The following is a 21628-nucleotide window of genomic DNA, read 5'->3' on the forward strand; positions in this document are numbered from 1 at the left end:
AACAAAATCTAAATATTTCGTTGCATTTCTATATGATATCACAAACCATATTATATGTCAATCCAATCAAGAAATAAAATTGTATGATGCGTATTATTCTTAAAAAAAAATGGCACTCTTTGGAGTGCCATTTTAGAAACTGACTACTTTAATTCTACTTTTGCGCCTGTTTCTTCAATTTTAGCTTTAAATGCTTCAGCTTCTTCTTTAGCTACAGCTTCTTTAATAGTTTTTGGAGCTCCGTCAACTATTTCTTTAGCATCTTTTAATCCTAATCCAGTTATTTCTCTAACTACCTTGATAACTTTGATTTTGTTAGGACCAGCTTCTGCTAAGACTACATCAAATTCTGATTTTTCTTCAGCAGGAGCACCAGCAGCAGCACCAGCACCAGCAGCAGCTACAGGAGCAGCAGCACTAACACCAAATTCTTCTTCACAAGATTTTACTAATTCATTTAACTCTAAAACAGTCATACCTTTTATAGCTTCAATTATTTCTTCTTTTGACATTTTATAGCACCTCCGAATATATTTCTCTTTTTTAAGCTTGCTCAGATGACTCTGATTCTTTTTTATCCTTTATAGCGCTTACTAAATAAGCGAAATTGGATATTGGAGCTTTGAAGCTTCCAAGTAATTTTGCAATAAGTATTTCCTTTGATGGAACAGATGCAAGTTCTTTGACTTTGTTTTCATCAAATATTTCACCTTGCACTAATCCTGCTCTTAATTCCAATGCTTTATGAGCCTTAGAAAAATCATTTAAGATTCTTGCAGGAGCAGTTGGATCCTCGTATCCAATAGCTACAGCTATTGGTCCTTCAAGATATTGCACCATTTTTTCAAATCCAAGTTCATTTGCTGCACGAGTCACTAATGTATTCTTATAAACTTTATATTCCACACCAGCATCTCTTAAATTCTTTCTAAGTTCAGTATCTTCTTCAACTGTCAAACCTTGATATTTTACCATTATAACAGCTTCTGCTTTACCCAACTTATCTTTTATTTCCAAAATTTTTGCTTCTTTTAATTCTCTAAATTTGCTTGCCACTGTGTATCCACCTCCTCACAGTTTAAAACTGCTCAATTAAAACTAAAGATCTCTCCGTAAGACGAAGAGACCATATACACGATCATATATTGGAATCCTCGGTAGGTTGGTTTCCCGTTACGCCTAAGCACCTACTATCTACGGAGTGTTTACTTATTTAACTTTTGAAAGTATATCAAATATATAATTATAAGTCAATACTAATCTAGAATTTTTACAGGATTAATCTTAATTCCTGGTCCCATAGTACTACTTATTACTACTGATCTTATATATTGTCCTTTAGCTGCTGATGGTTTTGCTTTTACTATAGCTTCAACTAAAGCATGAAAATTTTGTCCAAGTTTATCATTTCCAAAAGAATGCTTTCCAATTGGAACATGCACAATAGAAGTTTTATCAACTCTATACTCAACTTTACCAGCCTTTATTTCAGCAATAGCTTTAGCCAAATCAAATGTAACTGTACCTGATTTTGGATTAGGCATTAATCCCTTAGGTCCTAATATTCTACCAAGTCTTCCAACTACGCCCATCATATCAGGGGTAGCTACAACTACATCGAAATCAAACCAATTTTCACTCTGAATTTTTGAAGCCAACTCATCAGCTCCAACGAATTCAGCTCCAGCCGCTTCTGCTTCTTTCGCCTTTTCGCCTTTAGCAAAGACTAGAACTCTAACTTTTTTTCCAGTTCCATGAGGTAATACTACTGCACCTCTAACCTGTTGATCTGCATGTCTTGGATCTACACCAAGTCTAATGGCAAGTTCTATAGTTTCATCAAATTTAGCCTTTGAAGTCTTTATTGCTAACTCTACTGCTTCACTTGGTGTATATAGAACATTTTTGTCGATAAGTTTTGCACTTTCAACATAATTCTTTCCCATAAAAAAATCCTCCCTTGTGGTATTAACGGTTTTGCCTCCCACTGAATTAGAAAAACTATTCTGTAATTTCTACGCCCATACTTCTAGCTGTTCCAGCTACCATGCTCATAGCAGCTTCTAATGAACCTGCATTTAAGTCTGGCATCTTTGTTTCAGCTATCTGCTTAACTTGATCCTTAGTGATTTTTGCAACCTTTGTCTTATTTGGCACACCTGATCCACTCTTAATTCCAGCTGCTTTTTTAATTAGTACTGCTGCTGGTGGAGTCTTTAGTATAAAACTAAATGATCTGTCCTGATAAACTGTAATTACAACTGGTATAGTAAGTCCTGCTTGATTAGCAGTCTTAGCATTATATTCCTTACAGAATGCCATAATATTAACACCATGTTGTCCAAGTGCTGGTCCAACTGGTGGTGCTGGAGTTGCCTTTCCTGCAGGTAATTGAAGTTTTATTAAACCTACCACTTTTTTAGCCATGAGTTTACACCTCCTGTAATGTGGTCATGCGAATTTTAGAAATTCTCCCACTTTATTAAGACTTTCGTCTTTACTAATCTAATTTTTGTATTTGATTAAATTCAAGTTCAACAGGAGTTTCCCTGCCAAACATATTAACTAAACCCTTAATCCTTTGCTTATCTTCAGTAATCTCCTGAACTAAAGCAATTTGATTCTCTAAAGGTCCATTAATTACTTTAACACTTTCGCCCACTTCAATATCAATTTTTACAGGCTTCTCAACGATGCCCATAGAATCAACTTCTTCATCAGTGAGCGCTACTGGTTTAGATCCTGGACCAACGAATCCAGTTACTCCTCTTGTATTTCTAACCACATACCAAGAATCATCGGTCATTATCATCTTAATTAGAACATATCCAGGAAAAACCTTCTTAAGAGTTACTTTTTTCTTGCCGTCTTTTTCTTCAATTTCTTCTTCCATAGGCACTTGAATATCATAGATCAAATCATGAATATTTCTATTTTCTATAGTCTTTTCTATATTGGCCTTAACTTTATTTTCATACCCTGAATATGTATGTACTACATACCATCTAGCTTTTTCTCCCATAATCTTAGGATTAGGATTTATTCCTAGTCCCATAACCTCCTTTTATACCTTATTTAAAGATCACCTTGAAGAGGTTAGTGAAACCCAAATCCAAAATAGCAATTATTACAACATAAATTGCACAGAATACCGCAACTACCGCAGTAGCTTTCTTAGCATCAAATTTAGATGGCCAAGTAATCCTTTTAGTTTCCGCCTTAAGTTCCTTAAAAAAGTTTATTAACCCTTTTAATGGTGATTCCTTCATTTTTTCAGCTTTTCCATTATTAGACATTCTATTCACATCCTATAAAAAAATTGCGTAAATAGGTCATAACTATTTTGTCTCTTTATGAAGTGTATGTGTACGGCAGAAAGGACAGTATTTTCTCATTTCAAGTCTATCTGGATCATTTTTTTTATTTTTCATGGTATTATAATTTCTTTGTTTACATTCTGTACATGCTAAAGTTACTTTAACTCTCACAATCTACACCTCCCGGTTTTGAAGCCTTATACATAACATACGCCTTTCAAAACATGTGTTACCTAAATAATTTATCACAATTAACTACTTCTGTCAACAAATATATTAAAATGAAATATGAAATGTAAGCTTAACTTTGTGCTTTTAAAAGGACTAGGTTAATAACCCAGCCCATAATCAAATCAGACTATTTAACAATAGAAGTAACGACACCAGAACCAACTGTTCTTCCGCCTTCTCTTATAGCAAATCTTAAATTATCAGTCATTGCTACTGGGCTTATTAATTCAACTGTCATATCTATATGGTCTCCTGGCATTACCATTTCCATTCCTTCTGGTAATTTTATTAATCCTGTTACGTCTGTTGTTCTGAAATAAAATTGTGGTCTGTATCCATCAAAGAATGGTGTATGTCTTCCGCCTTCTTCTTTCTTTAATACATATACCTGACCAACAAATTTATTGTGTGGTGTTACTGAACCTGGTTTTGCTAATACCTGACCTCTTTCTATGTCTGTTCTCTGAATTCCTCTTAGTAATGCTCCGATATTATCTCCAGCCATTGCTTCATCTAGTAATTTTCTGAACATTTCTACTCCAGTTACTACTGTCTTTCCTATCTCTTCTTTTAATCCTACGATTTCTACTTCGTCTCCTACATGTAGAATTCCGCTTTCTACTCTTCCTGTTGCAACTGTTCCTCTTCCTGTTATTGTGAATACATCTTCTATTGGCATCAAGAATGTTTTATCTGTTGCTCTCTCTGGTGTTGGTATATAGCTGTCTACTGCTTCCATTAAGTCTAATATTGGCTTTGTTGCTTCTGCATCTGTTGGATTCTCTAATGCTTTCAATGCACTTCCTACTACTATTGGAGTATCATCTCCTGGAAATCCATATTCACTTAACAGTTCTCTTACTTCCATTTCTACTAATTCTATTAACTCTGGATCATCTACCATATCTGCTTTGTTTAAGAATACTACTATGTGCTGAACTCCAACTCTGCTTGCTAGTAGTATATGCTCTCTTGTCTGTGGCATTGGACCATCTGCTGCACTTACTACTAGGATTGCTCCATCCATTTGTGCTGCTCCTGTTATCATGTTCTTTACATAATCTGCATGTCCTGGACAATCAACGTGTGCATAATGTCTATTTGCTGTCTCATATTCTACGTGTGCTGTGTTGATTGTTATTCCTCTTTCTTTCTCTTCTGGTGCTTTATCTATTTCTGCATAGTTTGTTGCTGTTGCTCCACCTGTCTGTGCCAATACTGTTGTTATTGCTGCTGTTAATGTTGTCTTACCATGATCTACGTGTCCTATTGTTCCTATGTTTACATGTGGTTTATTTCTCTCAAATTTTGCTTTTGCCATTTTTTATTCCTCCTTTTACCAAGCTATTACCTTAATTTTTGAGTTATCATCATTACATTTTAGTGTACACTGTTCCACGTGTGTTGCAAATTCCAAGTATGGAGCCCACGGCCAGATTTGAACTGGTGACCTCCACCTTACCAAGGTGACGCTCTACCTACTGAGCTACATGGGCAATTTCACTTTGGAGCGGGAAACGGGTCTCGAACCCGCGACCCCCAGCTTGGGAAGCTAGTGCTCTACCGCTGAGCTACTCCCGCACATATAGTGCAAGGCATACACTAGTTATTTATTTTAACACTAATTTGCTATTTTGTCAATATCAAAACAATCTTTTATCTAAGCACTTTTCCAATTTTCTTTTCACTCTTTGTAATGCATTGTCTATAGACTTAGCACATCTATCTAGATCGCAAGCAATTTCCTGATAAGATTTTCCTTCTAAGTACGACATAAGAACTTCTAACTCAAGTTCAGAAAGTACTTGTCCGATTTCAGTTTCAATACTTATGACCTCTTCTCTACTAATAACAAGTTCCTCAGGGTCTGCCACTTTTACACTAGACAGCACATCTAAAAGTGTTCTATCTGATTCCTCATCATATATGGGTTTGTTTAAAGAGATATATGTATTTAGTGGTATATGTTTCTGCCTAGTTGCCGTTTTAATAGCCGTTATAATTTGACGTGTTATGCAAAGTTCCGCAAAAGCTTTAAACGATGCCAATTTATGTGGTTTAAAATCCCTAATTGCCTTATATAACCCTATCATTCCCTCTTGATAGATATCTTCTTTATCCGCTCCAATTAAGAAATAAGATTTAGCTTTAGCTTTTACAAAATTTTCGTATTTACTAATGATATACTCTTGAGCTTTTTTATCCCCTTTTTTTGCTTCAATAGCAATTTCTTCATCCAGCCATTCATTGTATTTTGAAGATTGAGCTTCTATAATTCCCCTTTTCACCAAGTTATCCCCTCCAATGAGTAAAAGCATCTACTAAATTATACATTAGCAATAATTTACAAGTCAAGTATTTTATTTACTTCTACGCATCTCTTCTAGCTTATCTGCAATATCTCTATCAATTCTATCTTTCAGACTGGATCTTCCATCATCTTGTTTCTTTACACTTTGTTTTCTAATTTTATTTTCAATAGATTTTATTTCATGATAAAATTCTATAGATGACATTCTTATGGCACCTCTTTGAAATATTAATTGCTGTTCTAAAGAGTCTGATGTAACCACTAAAACTTCGTATTTTCTTCCTATATTATTTACATGTCTTTCTATAAAACTGTCCGCCGTTTCTCCTTCTTTAGTGAATACAATTATTAGATTTTTATTGACTTTTTCCCTCTTTTCAATATTTCCAGCCTGCAGATGTGCATCAAATACTAAAAAAATCTTATAGTCATTGTAAACTCCATAATTAAGAAGTATATCCTTTAATTTCATTCTTGAAATTTCCATACTTCCTGTATTCTCCTGTCTTAAATCTTTCCAACTATTAATTACATTATATCCATCAATAAATATATTTTTCACTTTTATCCTCTTTGGATCTTTTGCTTTAGCACTTCATACATAATTATGCCTGCTGCAACAGATGCATTTAGAGATGTAATCCTGCCGTGCATAGGAATTTTAACTAGACCATCACATTTTTCTTTAGTTAACTTTGATATTCCCCTGCCTTCACTACCAATCACTAGTGCGATAGCCCCAAGAAAATTATTTTCATAGCAATAATTTTTGCCCCCCATATCTGCACCATAAATCCAAATACCTTTCTTCTTAAGAGTATCGATAGTTGAATTTATATTAGTAACTTTAGCAATTTTCATATATTCCACAGCACCTGCTGATGATTTATACACTATAGGTGTAATACCAACATTTCTTCTTTTGGGAATTATAACCCCATGTACACCACATATTTCTGCGGACCTAATTATTGACCCTAAATTATGCGGATCTTCAATTTCATCCAAAATTATTATAAAAGGCTTTTCACCCTTACTTTCTGCATATTTTAAAATATCATCAATTTCAAAATATTTATAGGGAGTTACTATGGCTATAACCCCTTGATGTGCCCCGGTATCTGACATCTGATCAAGTTTTTTCCTATCTGCTTCCTTTATTACTATATGCTTTTCTTTGGCCAATGCATAAATAACATTAATTGAGCCCTCGCTATCTCCTTTAGCCACTAATATCTGTTCTACAGTTCTATCGGATTTTAAAGCTTCAATTACAGCATTTCTTCCCTCTACTAAATCTTCTCTTCCTGAATCTTTAATAACTTTTTTATCTCTATGTGTGTTCTTCCTAGGAATACTCCTATTGCTCTTTTCTGTTATTTGTTTTTCTCTCATAATTAACCCTTTCTATGTATAATTAATTTTATAAAACCACATTTATTTATTTAAATATAGTTCTCTTACTTCTAAAATCTTACCACAAGTCATTGAACCTTCTGGACATATTCCTCTAACACAATCAGGTCCACTATATTTAAATAGTACAGGTGATATCTTCTTTACTTCCTTTAGCATTTCATTTGCCATAGCTCTAATTTCCCATTGTGCTCTATTACAACATCTTTCGTTAAAAAAATGCATAAGTTCTCTAGCATTCATAGTTACAATAATTTTTGTTTCACAAGCATTTGGAAATACATATCTTGCATCTTCAATAGCTTTTTTTTCTGCTTTATTTAAAAGAGAAGATAAATTTTTCTCATCTATTTCACCTGGGTTTAACTTGTTTACTCTAATATATTCTTCTTCTAAACTGCTAAAAGCTGACTCTTTTAGTAGTTTAACAAGTTCATCATATACCTGTTGATCCTTTCCCATAGCACTAATAAAAATTTCTTTTGCTTTTTTGTTTTTTTCAATTTCCGGTGGAACTATGTATTGAAATTGAGCAAGTTTTACATATCTTTGACTTTGTTGAGAATATGATGCAAGCCTATGTCTTACTAATTGGTGAGTTAAGCTTCTTGATACACCTTCTATAGCAAAAGTAAATGAAACATGTTCAATAGGAGAATGATGTCCATAGGACATTAGCATATTTATAAATTTATTTGTATTTTCTTCATTTAAATTTTCCATAATATCGTCTACTCCAATCGAACTATAGCAAAGCTTTGCTGCTGCTGCTACAACTTTCTCTGGATTTGGAGTATGTTCTACCAAAATTACCTTTAATGACATTTTTATTCCCCTAACTTTATTTTAATAATTCTGCTAATAAAATAGTTTATCCTATCATTTTGTTCTGTTAAATATAAATATCCAAAAAGTGCTTCAAGCCCTGTAGCAGATCTATATTCACATAAATCTGCATTTTTGGGTACGGTACCAGATTTTGAATTCCTACCTCTTTTATAAATAGCTAATTCTTCTTCGCTTAAATCTTTTAAAAGTTCTTTTATAAATTCACTTTGAGCATGAGCTTTTACAAAGGAAACAACTTTAATGTGAAGTTTATGAACATGCATATTTCTATTTTCATTGACAATATAAGCTCTTATAAACACTTCATATATTGCATCACCCACAAAAGCAAGTACTAATGGATTTAAATTCTTTGCCTCCTGCTTAGTAAAGCTGCCTTTCAACAAACTAAATTCCATATTTGCACCTCTGAATCATGCTTTTTTCCATCTTACACCTTCTGGTGTATCTAAAAGTATTATACCCTTTGCTTTTAAATCATCTCTTATTTTATCTGAAAGAGCAAAATTCTTTTCCTTTCTAGCTTTTTGTCTTTCCTCTATTAATTTTTCTATTTCTTTCTCTAAATTAATCTTTGTGGACTTCTGAAGTATTCCAAGAGGCTTTCCCAGTTCTCTAATTAAATTAAGGGAAGTTTCTATAATTTCTTTTGAAGATTCAATACCCAAATTGGAATTTATATCCCTCACTAAATCAAATATCACAGAAATTGCATCTGCAGTATTAAAGTCGTCCTCCATTTTTTCAATATATTTATCTCTATAGGAATTTAAATTATCCAAATATACCTTTTCTTCATCTTTTAATTTATCTATATTAGTCTTTTCTAATAAATTTTCTAAATTGTAGATAGAATTATACAATCTCTCAAGAGCTGACCTATCTGACTCCAATAACTCAGGGCTGTAATTTAATTGAGTTCTATAGTGTGCACTTAACATAAGGAATCTTATTACCTCAGGATCAAACTTTTTAAGTGCATCTCTTGCCGTAAAAAAATTATTTAGAGATTTTGACATTTTTTGATTATTTACATTCAAATAAGCAGAATGCATCCAATAATTAGCAAATTTTTTACCGTTTCTACTTTCGCTTTGAGCAATTTCATTTTCGTGATGTGGAAAAACCAAATCCATACCACCAGCATGAATATCTATAGTATCACCTAATAACTTATGTGCCATGCAAGAGCATTCTATATGCCATCCTGGTCTTCCAGGTCCCCATGGACTTTCCCATGCTGGCTCACCATCTTTTTGCTTTTTCCATATAGCAAAATCCATGGGATCTTTTTTTCTTTCATCTACGTTTATTCTTACTCCACTTTCTAATTCTTCTAAATTTTGCCCCGACAGTTTACCATAATTTTCAAATTTTTCAGTACTAAAATAAACATCTCCATCAATTTCATAGGCGTATCCTTTGTCAATAAGATCACTAACAAAGCTTATAATATCTTGAATAAATTCTGTTGCTCTTGGATTTGCAGTAGCTCTCTCTATATGCAGCCCATCTGCATCTTTATAATATTCAGAAATAAATCTGTCACCCAGTTCTTTAATACTTATACCATCTTGATTTGCCTTATTTATCATTCTATCATCAATATCAGTAAAATTTTGTACAAAACTTACTTTATAACCTTTATATTCGAAATATCTTCTTACTGTATCAAATATAATAAATGTTCTTGCATTACCTATATGAAAAAAATTATACACCGTAGGCCCGCAGACGTACATCTTAACTTCTCCAGGATTAATTGGTACAAATTCTTCCTTTTTTTTAGACATTGTATTAAATATTTTCATATTTTACCTCCTACTTTTTAGCCATTACAATTGTGATAATATTAGGAAATAATATCCACAGTATCTTATTAATAAGCACTATTATCAACAATTCCAATTATATAAATATCCGTTATCGGTATAATCTACTATAAATAGACTTATTAGCATCAGGTGGAGTTTTTGTTTATGACCTCCGATACTTAGAACTCGTTGTCCTTTAGGGTAAGTCGTTATCCAGGGGCGTAGCCACTCTTTACTCCTATTTTACGAAAAGCCATGAGAGTATTAGAGTGATTAGTCATCGGATAAATCTTATTTATATCTATGGTAAGATTATAGCATTACAATTATTTCATAGCAAAGACTAAATTATTTTAAATTATATAGATTCCAATTAAAATTGTTTATTAATTTTCTATAGAGTAAAAAAGCTCACCCTATTAATTAAGGGCGAGTTAAAAACTATACTTTCTAAAATTATACATAATTTTAGATTTAAATATCTAAATAATTAAAATCTCTAAGTATCCTCTCGCCTAAAAGCAAATCATCCGGAGTTGTCATCTTTATATTTGTATAGCTTCCTTCATATAAAAAGACATTGTATCCGCATATTTCAACTACCATAGTATCATCCGTCACAGATATATCTTTATTTATAATATCTTTATGTGCATTTATGATTATATCTCTTTTAAAACTCTGCGGTGTTTGAACACAGAATAGTTTATTCCTATCCAATGTATAGTCTGAAAATCCCACATCATTCTTTACTTTAATTGTATCTTTTGGCTTCACACCACAGGCACAAGCTCCATATATACTGGCATATTTTATACCATCACATATAATTTTATGGCTAACAAAAGGCCTTGCTCCATCATGAATAAGAACTATATCACATTCTTTAGTAGCCTTCAGGCCATTTAACACCGACTGCTGCCTATTCTCTCCACCACATACTATTTTCTTTACTTTGCTAATAGAATATTTTAATACTATTTCACTTCTACAATATTCCACTTCATTCTTGGCTGATACTAATATTATACTATCAATATATTTGTTTTTTTCAAACGCTTCTAATGTATACGCTAGTAAAGGCTTATCTTTTATTTTAAGAAATAGTTTATTTATTCCTTTACCCATTCTTGTTCCTTTACCAGCAGCTACTATTATAGCACAGTTTTTCCCCATCTCAATTATAACTCCCTTACCTAAGCTTTACTTAAGTTCTCCTTCTGTTTAGCGAATATCATTCTTCCTGCTGCAGTTTGTAATACAGATGTAACAGCAACATTAAGAGTTTCACCAATATGTTTTCTACCACCTTCTACCACTATCATGGTTCCATCATCCAAGTAAGCAATCCCCTGTCCCGATTCTTTACCATCCTTAATAATAGTAATTATCATTTCCTCTCCTGGCAAAACCACTGGTTTTACAGCATTAGCAAGTTCATTTATATTAAGTACAGGAACACCTTGAAACTCTGCCACCTTATTTAAATTATAGTCATTAGTTATAACTTTACCATTCATGATTTGTGCTAATTTTAAGAGCTTACTATCAACCTCTTCAATATCTGCAAAGTCCTTCTCATATATTTGAACATCAACATTCAATTCCTTTTGAATTTTATTTAATATATCTAACCCTCTCCTACCCCTATTTCTTTTAAGCGCATCAGAGGAATCAGCTATATGTCTCAGTTCTTGAAGTACAAAGTTTGGTATTATAAGAGTTCCTTCAACAAATCCAGTTTGACAGATATCAAATATTCTACCATCAATTATTACAGATGTATCCAATACTTTTGCTCCAGATTTAAACACAGCTTTGTTCTTTTTGTCTTTATTTATACTAACTTTCTTTGCGTTAGAAAAAAATAATACTATTTCCTCTCTTTTTTTAATTGCAATATCGGCTCCAAAAGCAGCTACTATAAGACATATAATAACTTCTATAAATGTCCATAGTATAGACATTCTTGGGAACAAGCTAACAAACATAGCAGATATAAACAAGCCAACCATAGCCCCTGCTGTCCCAAAAACAATTTCAGATATTGGTACCTTTTGAATATTATTTTCAAAATACTCCATAGCCTTTGTAATTCCATTAATAATCCAAGGTGATATCAAGTAAAATATTAATCCAAATAATAAAGTACATAAAATTAAAAATAAGACCGTTTGAATTGCACCACTTTTAGTTATAACTATATTAAAATAATGCGTTTTTAGTAAACCATCACCCAAAATATATCCTAATACAAGTCCAATTAAGGTTAAAAGCCCTCTCAATAATTTTTTTAACAATAATTCCACCTCCCTTATAATTATTACCAATTGTTCATTTTTAAATTCACATATAAAAATACCTTTTCTTCTTACTATATTATAACAAAAATTTATTTTCAATAAAAGTAAACGTTTTTTATAAAATATTAACTTTTTCTAATTAATTCATAGGCCGTATCCATCCCCAAATTAAAAACAAGCATTATTTCACTTACAATCATATTTTCTGCCTCTTCAAGTATTTTTTCTTCTCCAGGAGGCATTATCTCATTGTCTTTCATATAATATAGATCTCTTATCACCTCAGCTATTTTTAGTATATTGCCAGTATTTATTTTTCTTCTATTTCCTCTATATCTTTTATTCCAATCATTATTAATTTCATCTATATCTTCTTCAATTATTTTTAAAGCAGCATTTATTTCATCTTTGCTAGATATATGCCTTATATTATACATATTTATTCTTTCTTTGGGTATATAAAACTTCATATCATTTATTATAAATGTTATAACTATATAATCATACAGTTTACCATATAATTCCTTATTTTCTATGGATGTAATAATTCCAGCTCCATATTTAGGAATAAATATTGTTTCTCCAACTTTTAACATTCAAATCCCCCTATCAATAAAAGTACTCTTGATTTATTATATAGCTGTACTTAAAAATTTGTACTATACTTTTATTGACAAAATTATATTAAGAATTCTATAATCATTTTATAGACATAAATTAATTGTTTATAGGGGAGATGAGCCTAATGAAGGATATAATTTTTGATGATTTTCAAAATACTGTGGATGAATCATTGATAAGACATAGAAGTCTATTAGACATCATGACAAAACTACAAGAATCGGAAGGTAGAATAAATAGGGCTGTAGCAAAATCTATTACTAATTGTGGATGCATAAGTATGGAAGCAAAAAAGCAAAAACTCCCAAGTAAAGATTCTGATTTAAACATTGAAAATTTGAGTCAATGTTTAGAGACACATATAAAAGGAAAACTATGTGAGAACTGCAGAGATATAATAGAAAGTGAAATTGGCACTAATCTATTTTATTTAACTTCTCTTTGCAATACTTTAGGACTTAACTTATATGATATATTACTAAAAGAATATGATAAGATTCATACCCTAGGTAAATATAATCTAAGATAATACCTATAGAGTTATACAAAATTAAAGTATAACTCTTATTTTATTAAGGCATCTGAAAATAAATAACAGGTCGAAGATTCGACGAATATTTTTAATTCAATGAGAGAACAGATTCTGATGATAGCAAGATCAGTAAATTCTGGTGACGCAGTAGAATTCAAAATAGGCTAGCAAACTGACTTATATATTTTTGAAGATGCCTAAAATTGCTTATTCAAAATAAATTGCTCTCTAAGCCTTCTAAGTCCATTCTTTATTGCCTTTGCTCTTGCTTCACCTATTCCTTCTACATTATCAAGTTCTTCATAAGATGCCTCCATAACAGCTTTTAACTCCTTAAAATGTTTTACTAAATTTTCTATAACAGTGCTTGGTATTCTAGGTATCTTACTTATCATTCTATAACCTCTAGGTGATATAAGAGTATCAACCAATGGAACTCCATGATATCCAATAAGCTTTGATATTACATCTAAATCTAGGAATTCATCTGAACTCATACTTTGTATACTTTTCTGCACTTCATCATAGTCAATATTGTCTTCGCAATAATCTCTTATAAGAAGTATACCATCCTGCTCAACATTTTTCGCTAATTCATTTAGTTGCATAGAAATAAGCCTTCCTTCGTTTCCAAGTTCACATATGTATCTTTCAATTTCAGAAACTATCCTCATTACCATTTCAGTTCTTTGGATGGAAGTCACCACATCAAAAAGTGTTGCCAAGTCTTGAAATTCAAGCAAATTCAAATTTGTCACAACTCTTTCCAAGACTGATACATATTTCTCAAGAGTTTGCAGTGCCTGATTAGCCTTACCTAATATGATACTGCTATCTCTAAGTACATATTTTATATCATCTTTATAAATTGTTATTACATTTCTTCGTTGAGATATAGCTACTACTATATTCCCTGTTTGTCTTGCAACTCTGTGTGCAGTTCTATGTCTTGTTCCTGTTTCAAAAGTAGGTATTGATGAATCTGGTATAAGCTGAACATTTGCACTTAATATTTTTTTTAAATCTGAACTTAAAACTATAGCACCATCCATTTTAGCTAACTCATATACATAGGATGGACTATACTCTGAATTTATTTTAAATCCTCCATCCATTATATCCAAAATTTCCGAACTATCACCTAAAACTATAAGTCCACCAGTCTTTGCCCTTAGAATATTTTCTAACCCTTCTCTTAATGGAGTTCCTGGTGCCATCATTTTTAAAACACACATAAGCTCTTTATCTTTTTTCAATCTTAATTCATTCACCTTATATCATCACCTTATTCAAAATACTTTATTTACAGCTTCTTTTAATGAAGACACTCCAAATACATTCATAGTGTTTGTTTTTATTTTTCCCTTATTTCTTACAGGAACTATAATATTTGTAAATCCCATTTTTTCTGCTTCATTTACAATTCTATCGCAGTATGAAATAGGTCTTACTTCACCTGTAAGTCCTATTTCTCCAACAGCTATCATTTTATCTATATTTATTTTTTTACTCTTTATGCTTGAAATTAAAGCAAGAGCTAAGCCCAAATCTCCAAAGGTACCAGCTATATCCAAACCACCAACTACATTTACATAAACATCACAATTGAAAAAAGGTATTTTTAACTTTTTTTCCAATACTGCTAATATTAAATTAAGTCTTGAAGAATCAACTCCAACTGCTGTTCTCCTGGGCATAATAGCCTTAGTTTCACTGACTAACGCTTGGATTTCAACTAAAATCGGTCTAGTCCCCTCCATAATACCTATAACAATAGAGCCTTCTTGTTTAAAACTAGTCTCTTCTAAAAATACATTTGAAGGATTATCCACTTCAATAAGCCCTTCTTCATTCATTTCAAAAACTCCAATTTCACTGGTAGTTCCAAAACGATTTTTTATAGTTCGCAGTATTCTAAATTCTTCAGTTCTTTCACCCTCAAAAGAAAGTACACTGTCAACCATATGTTCTAATACTCTAGGTCCTGCTAATTCTCCTTGCTTTGTTACATGTGCAACTATAAAAAAAGAGATTCCCTTAAGTTTACCTGTTCTCATTATTTCATTTGCGCATTCTCTAACTTGAGATACACTTCCTGGAGCTGAAGCTATTGATGGTTTAAAAATCGTCTGAATTGAATCAATAATGACAAACATAGGTTGCAGCTGCTCTATTTGATTTAGAATAACCTCCATATTAATTTCGGAAAGCACAAATAGATTATTAGAAGCTACCTTAAGCCTATCACTTCTCATTTTAATCTGTTCTTCTGATTCTTCTCCCGAAACATATAATACTTTTCCATATTTTTCAGCAATATTATTGGCACTTTGTAATAATAAAGTTGATTTTCCAATGCCCGGTGATCCAGAAATCAAAGTCAAAGAACCCCTAACCAAGCCTCCACCTAATACTCTATTTAATTCTTTTATACCTGTATTATATCTTTCATGTTCTCCCGATTTTATATTAACTATACATTTAGATTCACTATTTTTATCTAAAAATGTACTATTCTTATTTTGCTTTGTTAATTCCTCAACAAAACTATTCCATGTCCCACAACCAGGACACTTACCCATCCATTTTAAAGATTCATAGCCACATTCCTGACATACAAAAGTAGTTTTATTTTTTGGCATTAACACACCCTCCTAATAACTACACAAATATTATACAATATTTTTAATATCTTTGTTATGCGTTATTAAAAACTATAAAAAAAATTTTTTAAATATACATAATAAAATAAAAGAGACAGAGAAACCTAAGTCTACTCTGCCTAATATAATTTAAGCTTTGGAAAATTCCAATTCATTGTCATTAACAGTAACTGAAACATTATCTCCTTTATGAAGCGAGCCATTTAGTATTTCTTCTGATATCTTATCTTCCACTATTTTAGTAATGGTTCTTCTTAAAGGTCTTGCTCCATAAGTTGGATCAAAGCCTTTTTTAGCTAAAAGTTTTTCTGCTTCCTCTGTAAATTTAATGTTAATATCCTGATCTTTTAACCTGATGCTCACAGATTCTAACATAAGTTTAACAACTTCTTGCAGATCTTCTTCCAACAGTTGATGGAATACAATTATATCATCAATTCTATTTAGAAACTCCGGTCTGAAAGATCTTTTTAGCTCTTCCATTATATTTTCTTTCATCTTCTCATATTCGTCTTCTACTTCATTGCTATTTACAGCAAATCCTAAAGACTTTTGCTTTTTAATAGTTGAAGCCCCAACATTTGATGTTAATATTATTATTGTATTTCTAAAATTTACTGTTTTTCCTTTACCATCTGTCAATCTTCCATCTTCAAGAATTTGAAGTAAAATATTAAATACATCTGGATGAGCTTTTTCGATTTCATCAAATAAAACTACTGAATATGGATTTCTTCTAACCTTCTCCGTTAGTTGACCACCATCGTCAAATCCTACATATCCTGGAGGTGAACCAATCAATCTAGATACAGTATGTTTTTCCATATATTCAGACATATCTATTCTAATTATGCTATTTTCATCACCAAACATAGCCTCTGCTAAAGCCTTTGACAATTCAGTTTTTCCCACACCTGTTGGTCCAAGGAATATAAATGAACCTATAGGCCTTTTTGGATCTTTGAGTCCAACTCTTGCTCTTCTTACAGCTTGTGAAACTGATTTTACTGCTTCATTCTGCCCTATTACTCTCTTATGAAGTATTTCTTCTAATTTCAATAGTTTTTCTGATTCTTTTTCTGTAAGCTTCTCTACAGGTATATTAGCCCATTTTGCTACAACAGCAGCTATCTGTGCCTCAGATACAATATGATTTTCAACATCTTTTCTATTTTTCCAATTCTTTTTAAAATCTTCTATTTTTTCTTTCAATTCTTTTTCTTTATCTCTAAGCCTTGCAGCTTTCTCAAAATCCTGCAATCTTATAGCATCTGCTTTTTCTTTCTCAGTTTTTTCAAGCTCTTCCTCTTGATTTTTTAAATCTGGTGGTGCAGTAAGATTTTCTATTCTCACTTTTGCTCCAGCTTCATCTATAAGATCTATTGCCTTATCAGGTAAATATCTATCTGTAATGTACCTATCTGCTAAATTTACTGCTGCTTCAAGAGCATCATCTGTAATCTTTACTCTGTGATGTGCTTCGTATTTATCTCTTAACCCTCTTAGTATGAGAACAGCTTCTTCTTTTGATGGTTCACCAACATTTACTGGCTGAAATCTTCTTTCTAACGCCGAATCCTTCTCTATATATTTTCTGTATTCATCAATAGTAGTAGCCCCAATACACTGAATCTCTCCTCTAGCTAAAGAAGGCTTTAATATATTAGATGCATCTATAGCTCCTTCGGCGCCTCCTGCTCCTATTATAGTGTGAATCTCATCAATAAATAGAATTACGTTTCCAGAATTTCTTATCTCTGTCATAACTCTTTTTAATCTTTCTTCAAATTCACCTCTATATTTTGAGCCAGCTACCATTGAGGAAATATCTAAAGTTATCACTCTCTTATCCTTTAATATTTCTGGAATATTACCTGACACTATTCTTTGTGCTAAGCCTTCAGCTATAGCAGTTTTACCAACTCCAGGATCTCCAATTAAGCAAGGATTATTTTTTGTTCTTCTGCAAAGAATTTCTAGAACTCTTTGAGTTTCACTATCTCTTCCTATAACAGGATCAAGTTTTCCCTCTGACGCCATTGTTGTCAAATCCCTTCCAAACTGATTCAAGGCAGGAGTTGAATTATTAGCTGAATTGGAAGCTTTATTATTTGTGCTATTACCCTCACCAGCTGCTAATTTTTCTAAAATTTCTTTTCTCAACCTATCAAAATCTGCATTTAAATTACCTAATATTGTAAAGGCAACGCCTTCTCCTTCTCTTATTAAAGCCAAAAGTATATGCTCTGGACTTATATAGTTATGATTTAAATTTGTAGCTTCTAAAGCACTAATTTCCAGTAATCGCTTAGTTCTCGGAGTTAAAGGAACTTCATTTCTATATAAATCAATGTCTCCTTTTCCTTCATATTCAGCAATTAAATTTCTTACAGCATCAATTGTTATACCTAAGTTATTAAGGATTTTCTTTGATATACCATTTTCCTCTTTTAGTATGCCAAGCAAAATGTGCTCTGTACCTATATAACCATGCTGAAACATTTGTGCCTCTTCTTTGGCATAAAATAATACTTTTTCTGTTCTTTCATTAAACCTATTGCTAAACATATTAATTCACCACCTACTTTAATTTTTCCCTAATATAATCTGCTCTTTTTATATTTAGGTCTCTTCCAGTTAATTTATTTTCATATATAATACTAAGTGTAGCCGATTGAGTATTTACTAGCAAGTCATTAAGCACATTTTTATTTATATCTTTAATAATTCCCATTTCTACACCCATTCTTATATTAGATAATAGTTTTAAACATTCCTTTGAATCCATAACTCTAGCAGACTTTAGAATACCCAGTGACCTATATATCTTATCTTCTAATTCGTAATTATATTTCTTTTTTGCTTGATCCCTGGAAAGCTGTTCCTGATTAATAAGCTGATTCACAACTGCTTTTAAATTAGATAATACGTCCTCTTCACTGATTCCAAGAGTTATCTGATTAGAAATTTGATATAAATTACTATATGCCCCAGATCCCTCTCCATACAGTCCTCTGATTGTCATTCCAACCTGAGTTAATGCATTTAGTACTCCATTAATTTGACTATTCATAGTAAGAGCTGGCAAATGCATCATTACTGAAGCTCTCAATCCCGTCCCTACATTTGTAGGACAAGCTGTTAAATATCCTAGTTTTTCATCAAAAGCATACTCTATTTTTTCTTCAAGAAGATCATCAAATTTATTAGAATAATCTAGAATCTCCTCTAAATTAAATCCAGAACTTATACATTGCAATCTTATATGATCTTCTTCATTTATCATAATACTAACAGTTTCATTCTTATCTACAATAAAAGCAGATTTATCTTTATTCTCTATTAATTTATTACTAACTAAATGCTTTTCTATGAAAGATCTATTGTAAGTTTTATCATAATCCCATAAATGTATACTTTTAAATTCATCTTTCATATGAGAAGATGTAAAAAATGCATTTTCTATTTCTCCCACTAATCTTCTAGCCTTATTTTCATCAAGGCTGTCTGGAAATGGCTCATTTTTAATGTTTCTTGCCAATCTTACTCTACTACTTATAACAAAATTATCAGGATTATCATCACACTTTAACCAATTCTGCATATTACCCCTCCTTTTCGTTATTTTCCATTACTCTAATTTTGTCTCTAATTACCGCTGCCTCCTCATAATTTTCAAGTGCAATAGCTTTTTGTAGATCCTCTTTTAAATTTAGTATTCTCTTTTTTTCAATTATTCCCTTGCCGCATTTTTTTGGTATCTTACCAACGTGCTCTACCTTACCCTGTACTCTATATATCACCGGATTTACAGTGGAACTAAAATTTTTATAACACTCACTGCAACCAAGTAACCCCTTTTCCTTAAATTTAGCTAAAGTCATACCACAATTTTTACATTTTATTTCTGGCCCTTTAGAAACGCTTGGAGTTTCACTCATATAATCCATAAGTCCACTTAATATATTCTGAAGTGAAAAAGGTGATATTATTCCTATTTCTCCTGAAACATTAAATCCATCAAATTCTTTAGCACAATTTTCACATAAACTAATCTGCTGTTTATTACCATTTACAATCTTAGTTATATAAAAAGTTGCCTCATTTTTTTTACATATTTCACATAACATACCTTCTCAATCCTCCTCTGTAATACAAAAGAATATATTATTATTATATATTTTATACCATTAACTGTAAACCTACAACATTATAGCCATTATAGTGGCTTTTAAAACTTCCGCCCTAACTTTATTTCTTAAATCATTAACCATAGACAAAGTCCTATCATTTATAGCTGCCTTCAAAATATTCATCTCTCTATTAGATATAATTTCTGCGTCCTTTAAAGCCTCAATGATCTGTATTCCTCCATTATATGTTATACTATTTCCTATTTTTTCTGTAATTACGTTAGCCAGTGGTTTATTTTCAATATATTCTATCTTCCTTATGCGAATGCATCCACCGCCACCTCTTTTACTTTCGATGTAATAACCTTTTTCTGTAGTAAATCTAGTTGTTAATACGTAATTTATCTGTGAAGGTGCACAGCTAAATTGATTAGCCAACTCATTTCGTTGTATTTCTAATTCATTTTCATCTGTTTCTGCCATCATTTCTTTTATAAAATTTTCTATAATATCAGATAGCCTTATCATAGAACATCCCCTCCATTAAAGGTTTATTCTCTTTGACTTTCTTTGACTTTTATTTTATTATACATTTTTCGTATAATTTTTTCAATAAATATTTTTAAAATTTTTTAAATTTACTATATAAAATAAAAAATTTAGCAGAAATTATTTACTCCCACTAAATCTTTCATTTTGCAATTATAAAATATATAAGTTCCAATTATTTTTATGCTTTAAGACATATAAAAATAAATAGTGAGTCAAAGATACTAGCATACTGACTAATTATTTATTTGAATGTTCCTAAATTGAGAACTACCTTTACAGACTTTAATACAATATTTTCCTTGTTTATTTTTGCCATTATCTAGTATTGTAAAATCCTTGTATTTTAACATAGACATAATTAATTCTATATTCTTCTCATCTAAGTAATCTATAGTTATTGTAAATTTATCATTTACTCCAACGATACCCATATACTCATAGATATTTCCATAATCACTTAAATTAACAGAACCTTTAACATCAAGTATATATTCTGACATTAAGATTTCTCCTTTAAAAGTTTTATTTTATTTTTAGTAATATGGCGAAAAATATCCCTGGAATCATTTTACTTATATAAAATTAATTACATTTATTCATGTATCCATGCATCTAGCCACTCTTCACTGTCACTTTACGAAAAGCAAAGAACAAAAATCTTTGATTTTCTGTGAATCACTTTCACAGAGTGCGATGGGAGTATTACTGATGGTAGTCATCGGATAAATACCAATACTTAGAATTCTATTTATAATGGACAATTAATTATGCAAAAAAACGTTAATTACATTGTAATTAACGGAATAATCATTAAAATATATTCAAAAAATAAAAAATGGCTCCGCGAAAAGGATTCGAACCTTCAACCTATCGGTTAACAGCCGAG

At 31.5% G+C, this 21628-nt stretch carries 25 protein-coding genes, 2 tRNA genes and 1 other annotated feature; of the genes, 1 reads left to right on the forward strand and 26 read right to left on the reverse strand.

Annotation, left to right across the window (positions count from 1 at the left end; all coding sequences use genetic code 11):
• Window positions 1–143: 143 nt before the first annotated feature.
• From rplL to ABF633_RS11390, 19 genes are all read right to left on the reverse strand, one after another.
• Window positions 144–512, reverse strand: a complete 369-nt coding sequence (gene rplL / locus ABF633_RS11300; RefSeq protein WP_415523820.1) for a 50S ribosomal protein L7/L12 — start codon at window positions 510–512, stop codon at window positions 144–146.
• Window positions 513–543: 31 nt separating this feature from the next.
• On the reverse strand, window positions 544–1056 hold the full coding sequence (gene rplJ / locus ABF633_RS11305; RefSeq protein ID WP_415523821.1) for a 50S ribosomal protein L10: 513 nt from the start codon (window positions 1054–1056) through the stop codon (window positions 544–546).
• A gap of 34 nt (window positions 1057–1090) precedes the next feature.
• Window positions 1091–1218 (reverse strand) — a sequence feature (ribosomal protein L10 leader region).
• 38 nt (window positions 1219–1256) lie between these two features.
• Window positions 1257–1946 carry a 50S ribosomal protein L1 gene (rplA, locus tag ABF633_RS11310; RefSeq protein WP_015617503.1) on the reverse strand — a complete coding sequence of 230 codons (690 nt, stop codon included), beginning with the start codon at window positions 1944–1946 and terminating at the stop codon, window positions 1257–1259.
• A gap of 55 nt (window positions 1947–2001) precedes the next feature.
• Window positions 2002–2427 carry a 50S ribosomal protein L11 gene (rplK, locus tag ABF633_RS11315; RefSeq protein WP_415523822.1) on the reverse strand — a complete coding sequence of 142 codons (426 nt, stop codon included), beginning with the start codon at window positions 2425–2427 and terminating at the stop codon, window positions 2002–2004.
• 73 nt (window positions 2428–2500) lie between these two features.
• Entirely contained in the window at window positions 2501–3022 is a 522-nt protein-coding gene (gene nusG / locus ABF633_RS11320; RefSeq protein WP_415523847.1) for a transcription termination/antitermination protein NusG, read from the reverse strand.
• A gap of 49 nt (window positions 3023–3071) precedes the next feature.
• Entirely contained in the window at window positions 3072–3296 is a 225-nt protein-coding gene (secE, locus tag ABF633_RS11325; protein WP_415523823.1) for a preprotein translocase subunit SecE, read from the reverse strand.
• A 42-nt stretch (window positions 3297–3338) separates the two neighbouring features.
• Window positions 3339–3488, reverse strand: a complete 150-nt coding sequence (gene rpmG, locus ABF633_RS11330) for a 50S ribosomal protein L33 (protein ID WP_015617507.1) — start codon at window positions 3486–3488, stop codon at window positions 3339–3341.
• 187 nt (window positions 3489–3675) lie between these two features.
• Window positions 3676–4869: an elongation factor Tu gene (tuf, locus tag ABF633_RS11335; protein WP_415523815.1), complete on the reverse strand. Its 1194-nt coding sequence runs from the start codon at window positions 4867–4869 to the stop codon at window positions 3676–3678.
• 99 nt (window positions 4870–4968) lie between these two features.
• Window positions 4969–5044: transfer RNA gene (locus ABF633_RS11340), tRNA-Thr, on the reverse strand.
• Window positions 5045–5054: 10 nt separating this feature from the next.
• A tRNA-Gly gene (locus ABF633_RS11345) sits at window positions 5055–5129 on the reverse strand.
• Between the two features lie 62 nt (window positions 5130–5191).
• On the reverse strand, window positions 5192–5839 hold the full coding sequence (gene sigH, locus ABF633_RS11350) for an RNA polymerase sporulation sigma factor SigH (RefSeq protein ID WP_415523824.1): 648 nt from the start codon (window positions 5837–5839) through the stop codon (window positions 5192–5194).
• A 69-nt stretch (window positions 5840–5908) separates the two neighbouring features.
• Window positions 5909–6421, reverse strand: coding sequence for an NYN domain-containing protein (locus ABF633_RS11355; RefSeq protein ID WP_415523825.1), 513 nt, complete (start codon window positions 6419–6421; stop codon window positions 5909–5911).
• A gap of 2 nt (window positions 6422–6423) precedes the next feature.
• Complete coding sequence (gene rlmB, locus ABF633_RS11360; protein WP_415523826.1) at window positions 6424–7254, reverse strand: 23S rRNA (guanosine(2251)-2'-O)-methyltransferase RlmB; 831 nt, start codon at window positions 7252–7254, stop codon at window positions 6424–6426.
• Between the two features lie 42 nt (window positions 7255–7296).
• Window positions 7297–8100, reverse strand: a complete 804-nt coding sequence (thyX, locus tag ABF633_RS11365; RefSeq protein ID WP_415523828.1) for an FAD-dependent thymidylate synthase — start codon at window positions 8098–8100, stop codon at window positions 7297–7299.
• Window positions 8101–8102: 2 nt separating this feature from the next.
• Window positions 8103–8522 (reverse strand): Mini-ribonuclease 3, encoded by a 420-nt coding sequence (locus ABF633_RS11370; RefSeq protein WP_415523830.1) that lies wholly within the window; start codon window positions 8520–8522, stop codon window positions 8103–8105.
• 15 nt (window positions 8523–8537) lie between these two features.
• Window positions 8538–9935 carry a cysteine--tRNA ligase gene (gene cysS, locus ABF633_RS11375; protein ID WP_415523831.1) on the reverse strand — a complete coding sequence of 466 codons (1398 nt, stop codon included), beginning with the start codon at window positions 9933–9935 and terminating at the stop codon, window positions 8538–8540.
• Between the two features lie 477 nt (window positions 9936–10412).
• Entirely contained in the window at window positions 10413–11114 is a 702-nt protein-coding gene (ispD, locus tag ABF633_RS11380) for a 2-C-methyl-D-erythritol 4-phosphate cytidylyltransferase (RefSeq protein ID WP_415523832.1), read from the reverse strand.
• A gap of 20 nt (window positions 11115–11134) precedes the next feature.
• Entirely contained in the window at window positions 11135–12238 is a 1104-nt protein-coding gene (locus ABF633_RS11385; protein WP_415523833.1) for a PIN/TRAM domain-containing protein, read from the reverse strand.
• Between the two features lie 128 nt (window positions 12239–12366).
• The gene (locus tag ABF633_RS11390) at window positions 12367–12837 is read right to left on the reverse strand and encodes a CarD family transcriptional regulator (protein ID WP_415523835.1); all 471 of its coding nucleotides are present in this window, start codon (window positions 12835–12837) and stop codon (window positions 12367–12369) included.
• Window positions 12838–12986: 149 nt separating this feature from the next.
• Between ABF633_RS11390 and ABF633_RS11395 the strand changes: the two genes are divergently transcribed.
• Window positions 12987–13391 (forward strand): DUF1573 domain-containing protein, encoded by a 405-nt coding sequence (locus tag ABF633_RS11395; protein ID WP_415523836.1) that lies wholly within the window; start codon window positions 12987–12989, stop codon window positions 13389–13391.
• 200 nt (window positions 13392–13591) lie between these two features.
• Here ABF633_RS11395 and disA read toward each other — a convergent pair whose 3' ends face one another.
• The 7 genes from disA to ABF633_RS11430 form a co-directional block, all read right to left on the reverse strand.
• The gene (disA, locus tag ABF633_RS11400) at window positions 13592–14665 is read right to left on the reverse strand and encodes a DNA integrity scanning diadenylate cyclase DisA (protein WP_415523837.1); all 1074 of its coding nucleotides are present in this window, start codon (window positions 14663–14665) and stop codon (window positions 13592–13594) included.
• Between the two features lie 18 nt (window positions 14666–14683).
• Window positions 14684–16036: a DNA repair protein RadA gene (radA, locus tag ABF633_RS11405; protein WP_415523838.1), complete on the reverse strand. Its 1353-nt coding sequence runs from the start codon at window positions 16034–16036 to the stop codon at window positions 14684–14686.
• Between the two features lie 150 nt (window positions 16037–16186).
• On the reverse strand, window positions 16187–18625 hold the full coding sequence (locus tag ABF633_RS11410) for an ATP-dependent Clp protease ATP-binding subunit (protein WP_415523839.1): 2439 nt from the start codon (window positions 18623–18625) through the stop codon (window positions 16187–16189).
• Window positions 18626–18638: 13 nt separating this feature from the next.
• Window positions 18639–19661, reverse strand: a complete 1023-nt coding sequence (locus ABF633_RS11415; protein WP_415523840.1) for a protein arginine kinase — start codon at window positions 19659–19661, stop codon at window positions 18639–18641.
• Window position 19662: 1 nt separating this feature from the next.
• The gene (locus ABF633_RS11420) at window positions 19663–20187 is read right to left on the reverse strand and encodes a UvrB/UvrC motif-containing protein (protein WP_415523841.1); all 525 of its coding nucleotides are present in this window, start codon (window positions 20185–20187) and stop codon (window positions 19663–19665) included.
• 72 nt (window positions 20188–20259) lie between these two features.
• Entirely contained in the window at window positions 20260–20718 is a 459-nt protein-coding gene (locus ABF633_RS11425; RefSeq protein ID WP_415523843.1) for a CtsR family transcriptional regulator, read from the reverse strand.
• A 257-nt stretch (window positions 20719–20975) separates the two neighbouring features.
• Window positions 20976–21242, reverse strand: a complete 267-nt coding sequence (locus tag ABF633_RS11430; protein WP_415523845.1) for a hypothetical protein — start codon at window positions 21240–21242, stop codon at window positions 20976–20978.
• Window positions 21243–21628 lie beyond the last annotated feature (386 nt).

Source organism: Clostridium sp., assembly GCF_047718555.1.
Classification (GTDB): Bacteria; Bacillota; Clostridia; order Clostridiales; family Clostridiaceae; genus Clostridium_I.

Excerpts from the sequence above, each read along its gene's own strand:
- rplA (WP_015617503.1), bottom strand. The coding sequence starts at position 1,946 with ATGGGAAAGAATTATGTTGAAAGTGCAAAACTTATCGACAAAAATGTT.
- rplK (WP_415523822.1), bottom strand. The coding sequence starts at position 2,427 with ATGGCTAAAAAAGTGGTAGGTTTAATAAAACTTCAATTACCTGCAGGA.
- ABF633_RS11425 (WP_415523843.1), bottom strand. The coding sequence starts at position 20,718 with ATGATAAGGCTATCTGATATTATAGAAAATTTTATAAAAGAAATGATG.
- rlmB (WP_415523826.1), bottom strand. The coding sequence starts at position 7,254 with ATGAGAGAAAAACAAATAACAGAAAAGAGCAATAGGAGTATTCCTAGG.
- tuf (WP_415523815.1), bottom strand. The coding sequence starts at position 4,869 with ATGGCAAAAGCAAAATTTGAGAGAAATAAACCACATGTAAACATAGGA.
- rplL (WP_415523820.1), bottom strand. The coding sequence starts at position 512 with ATGTCAAAAGAAGAAATAATTGAAGCTATAAAAGGTATGACTGTTTTA.
- ABF633_RS11420 (WP_415523841.1), bottom strand. The coding sequence starts at position 20,187 with ATGTTATGTGAAATATGTAAAAAAAATGAGGCAACTTTTTATATAACT.
- ispD (WP_415523832.1), bottom strand. The coding sequence starts at position 11,114 with ATGGGGAAAAACTGTGCTATAATAGTAGCTGCTGGTAAAGGAACAAGA.
- nusG (WP_415523847.1), bottom strand. The coding sequence starts at position 3,022 with ATGGGAGAAAAAGCTAGATGGTATGTAGTACATACATATTCAGGGTAT.
- ABF633_RS11415 (WP_415523840.1), bottom strand. The coding sequence starts at position 19,661 with ATGCAGAATTGGTTAAAGTGTGATGATAATCCTGATAATTTTGTTATA.
- ABF633_RS11390 (WP_415523835.1), bottom strand. The coding sequence starts at position 12,837 with ATGTTAAAAGTTGGAGAAACAATATTTATTCCTAAATATGGAGCTGGA.
- ABF633_RS11370 (WP_415523830.1), bottom strand. The coding sequence starts at position 8,522 with ATGGAATTTAGTTTGTTGAAAGGCAGCTTTACTAAGCAGGAGGCAAAG.
- thyX (WP_415523828.1), bottom strand. The coding sequence starts at position 8,100 with ATGTCATTAAAGGTAATTTTGGTAGAACATACTCCAAATCCAGAGAAA.
- ABF633_RS11395 (WP_415523836.1), top strand. The coding sequence starts at position 12,987 with ATGAAGGATATAATTTTTGATGATTTTCAAAATACTGTGGATGAATCA.
- secE (WP_415523823.1), bottom strand. The coding sequence starts at position 3,296 with ATGTCTAATAATGGAAAAGCTGAAAAAATGAAGGAATCACCATTAAAA.
- ABF633_RS11410 (WP_415523839.1), bottom strand. The coding sequence starts at position 18,625 with ATGTTTAGCAATAGGTTTAATGAAAGAACAGAAAAAGTATTATTTTAT.
- ABF633_RS11430 (WP_415523845.1), bottom strand. The coding sequence starts at position 21,242 with ATGTCAGAATATATACTTGATGTTAAAGGTTCTGTTAATTTAAGTGAT.
- cysS (WP_415523831.1), bottom strand. The coding sequence starts at position 9,935 with ATGAAAATATTTAATACAATGTCTAAAAAAAAGGAAGAATTTGTACCA.
- radA (WP_415523838.1), bottom strand. The coding sequence starts at position 16,036 with ATGCCAAAAAATAAAACTACTTTTGTATGTCAGGAATGTGGCTATGAA.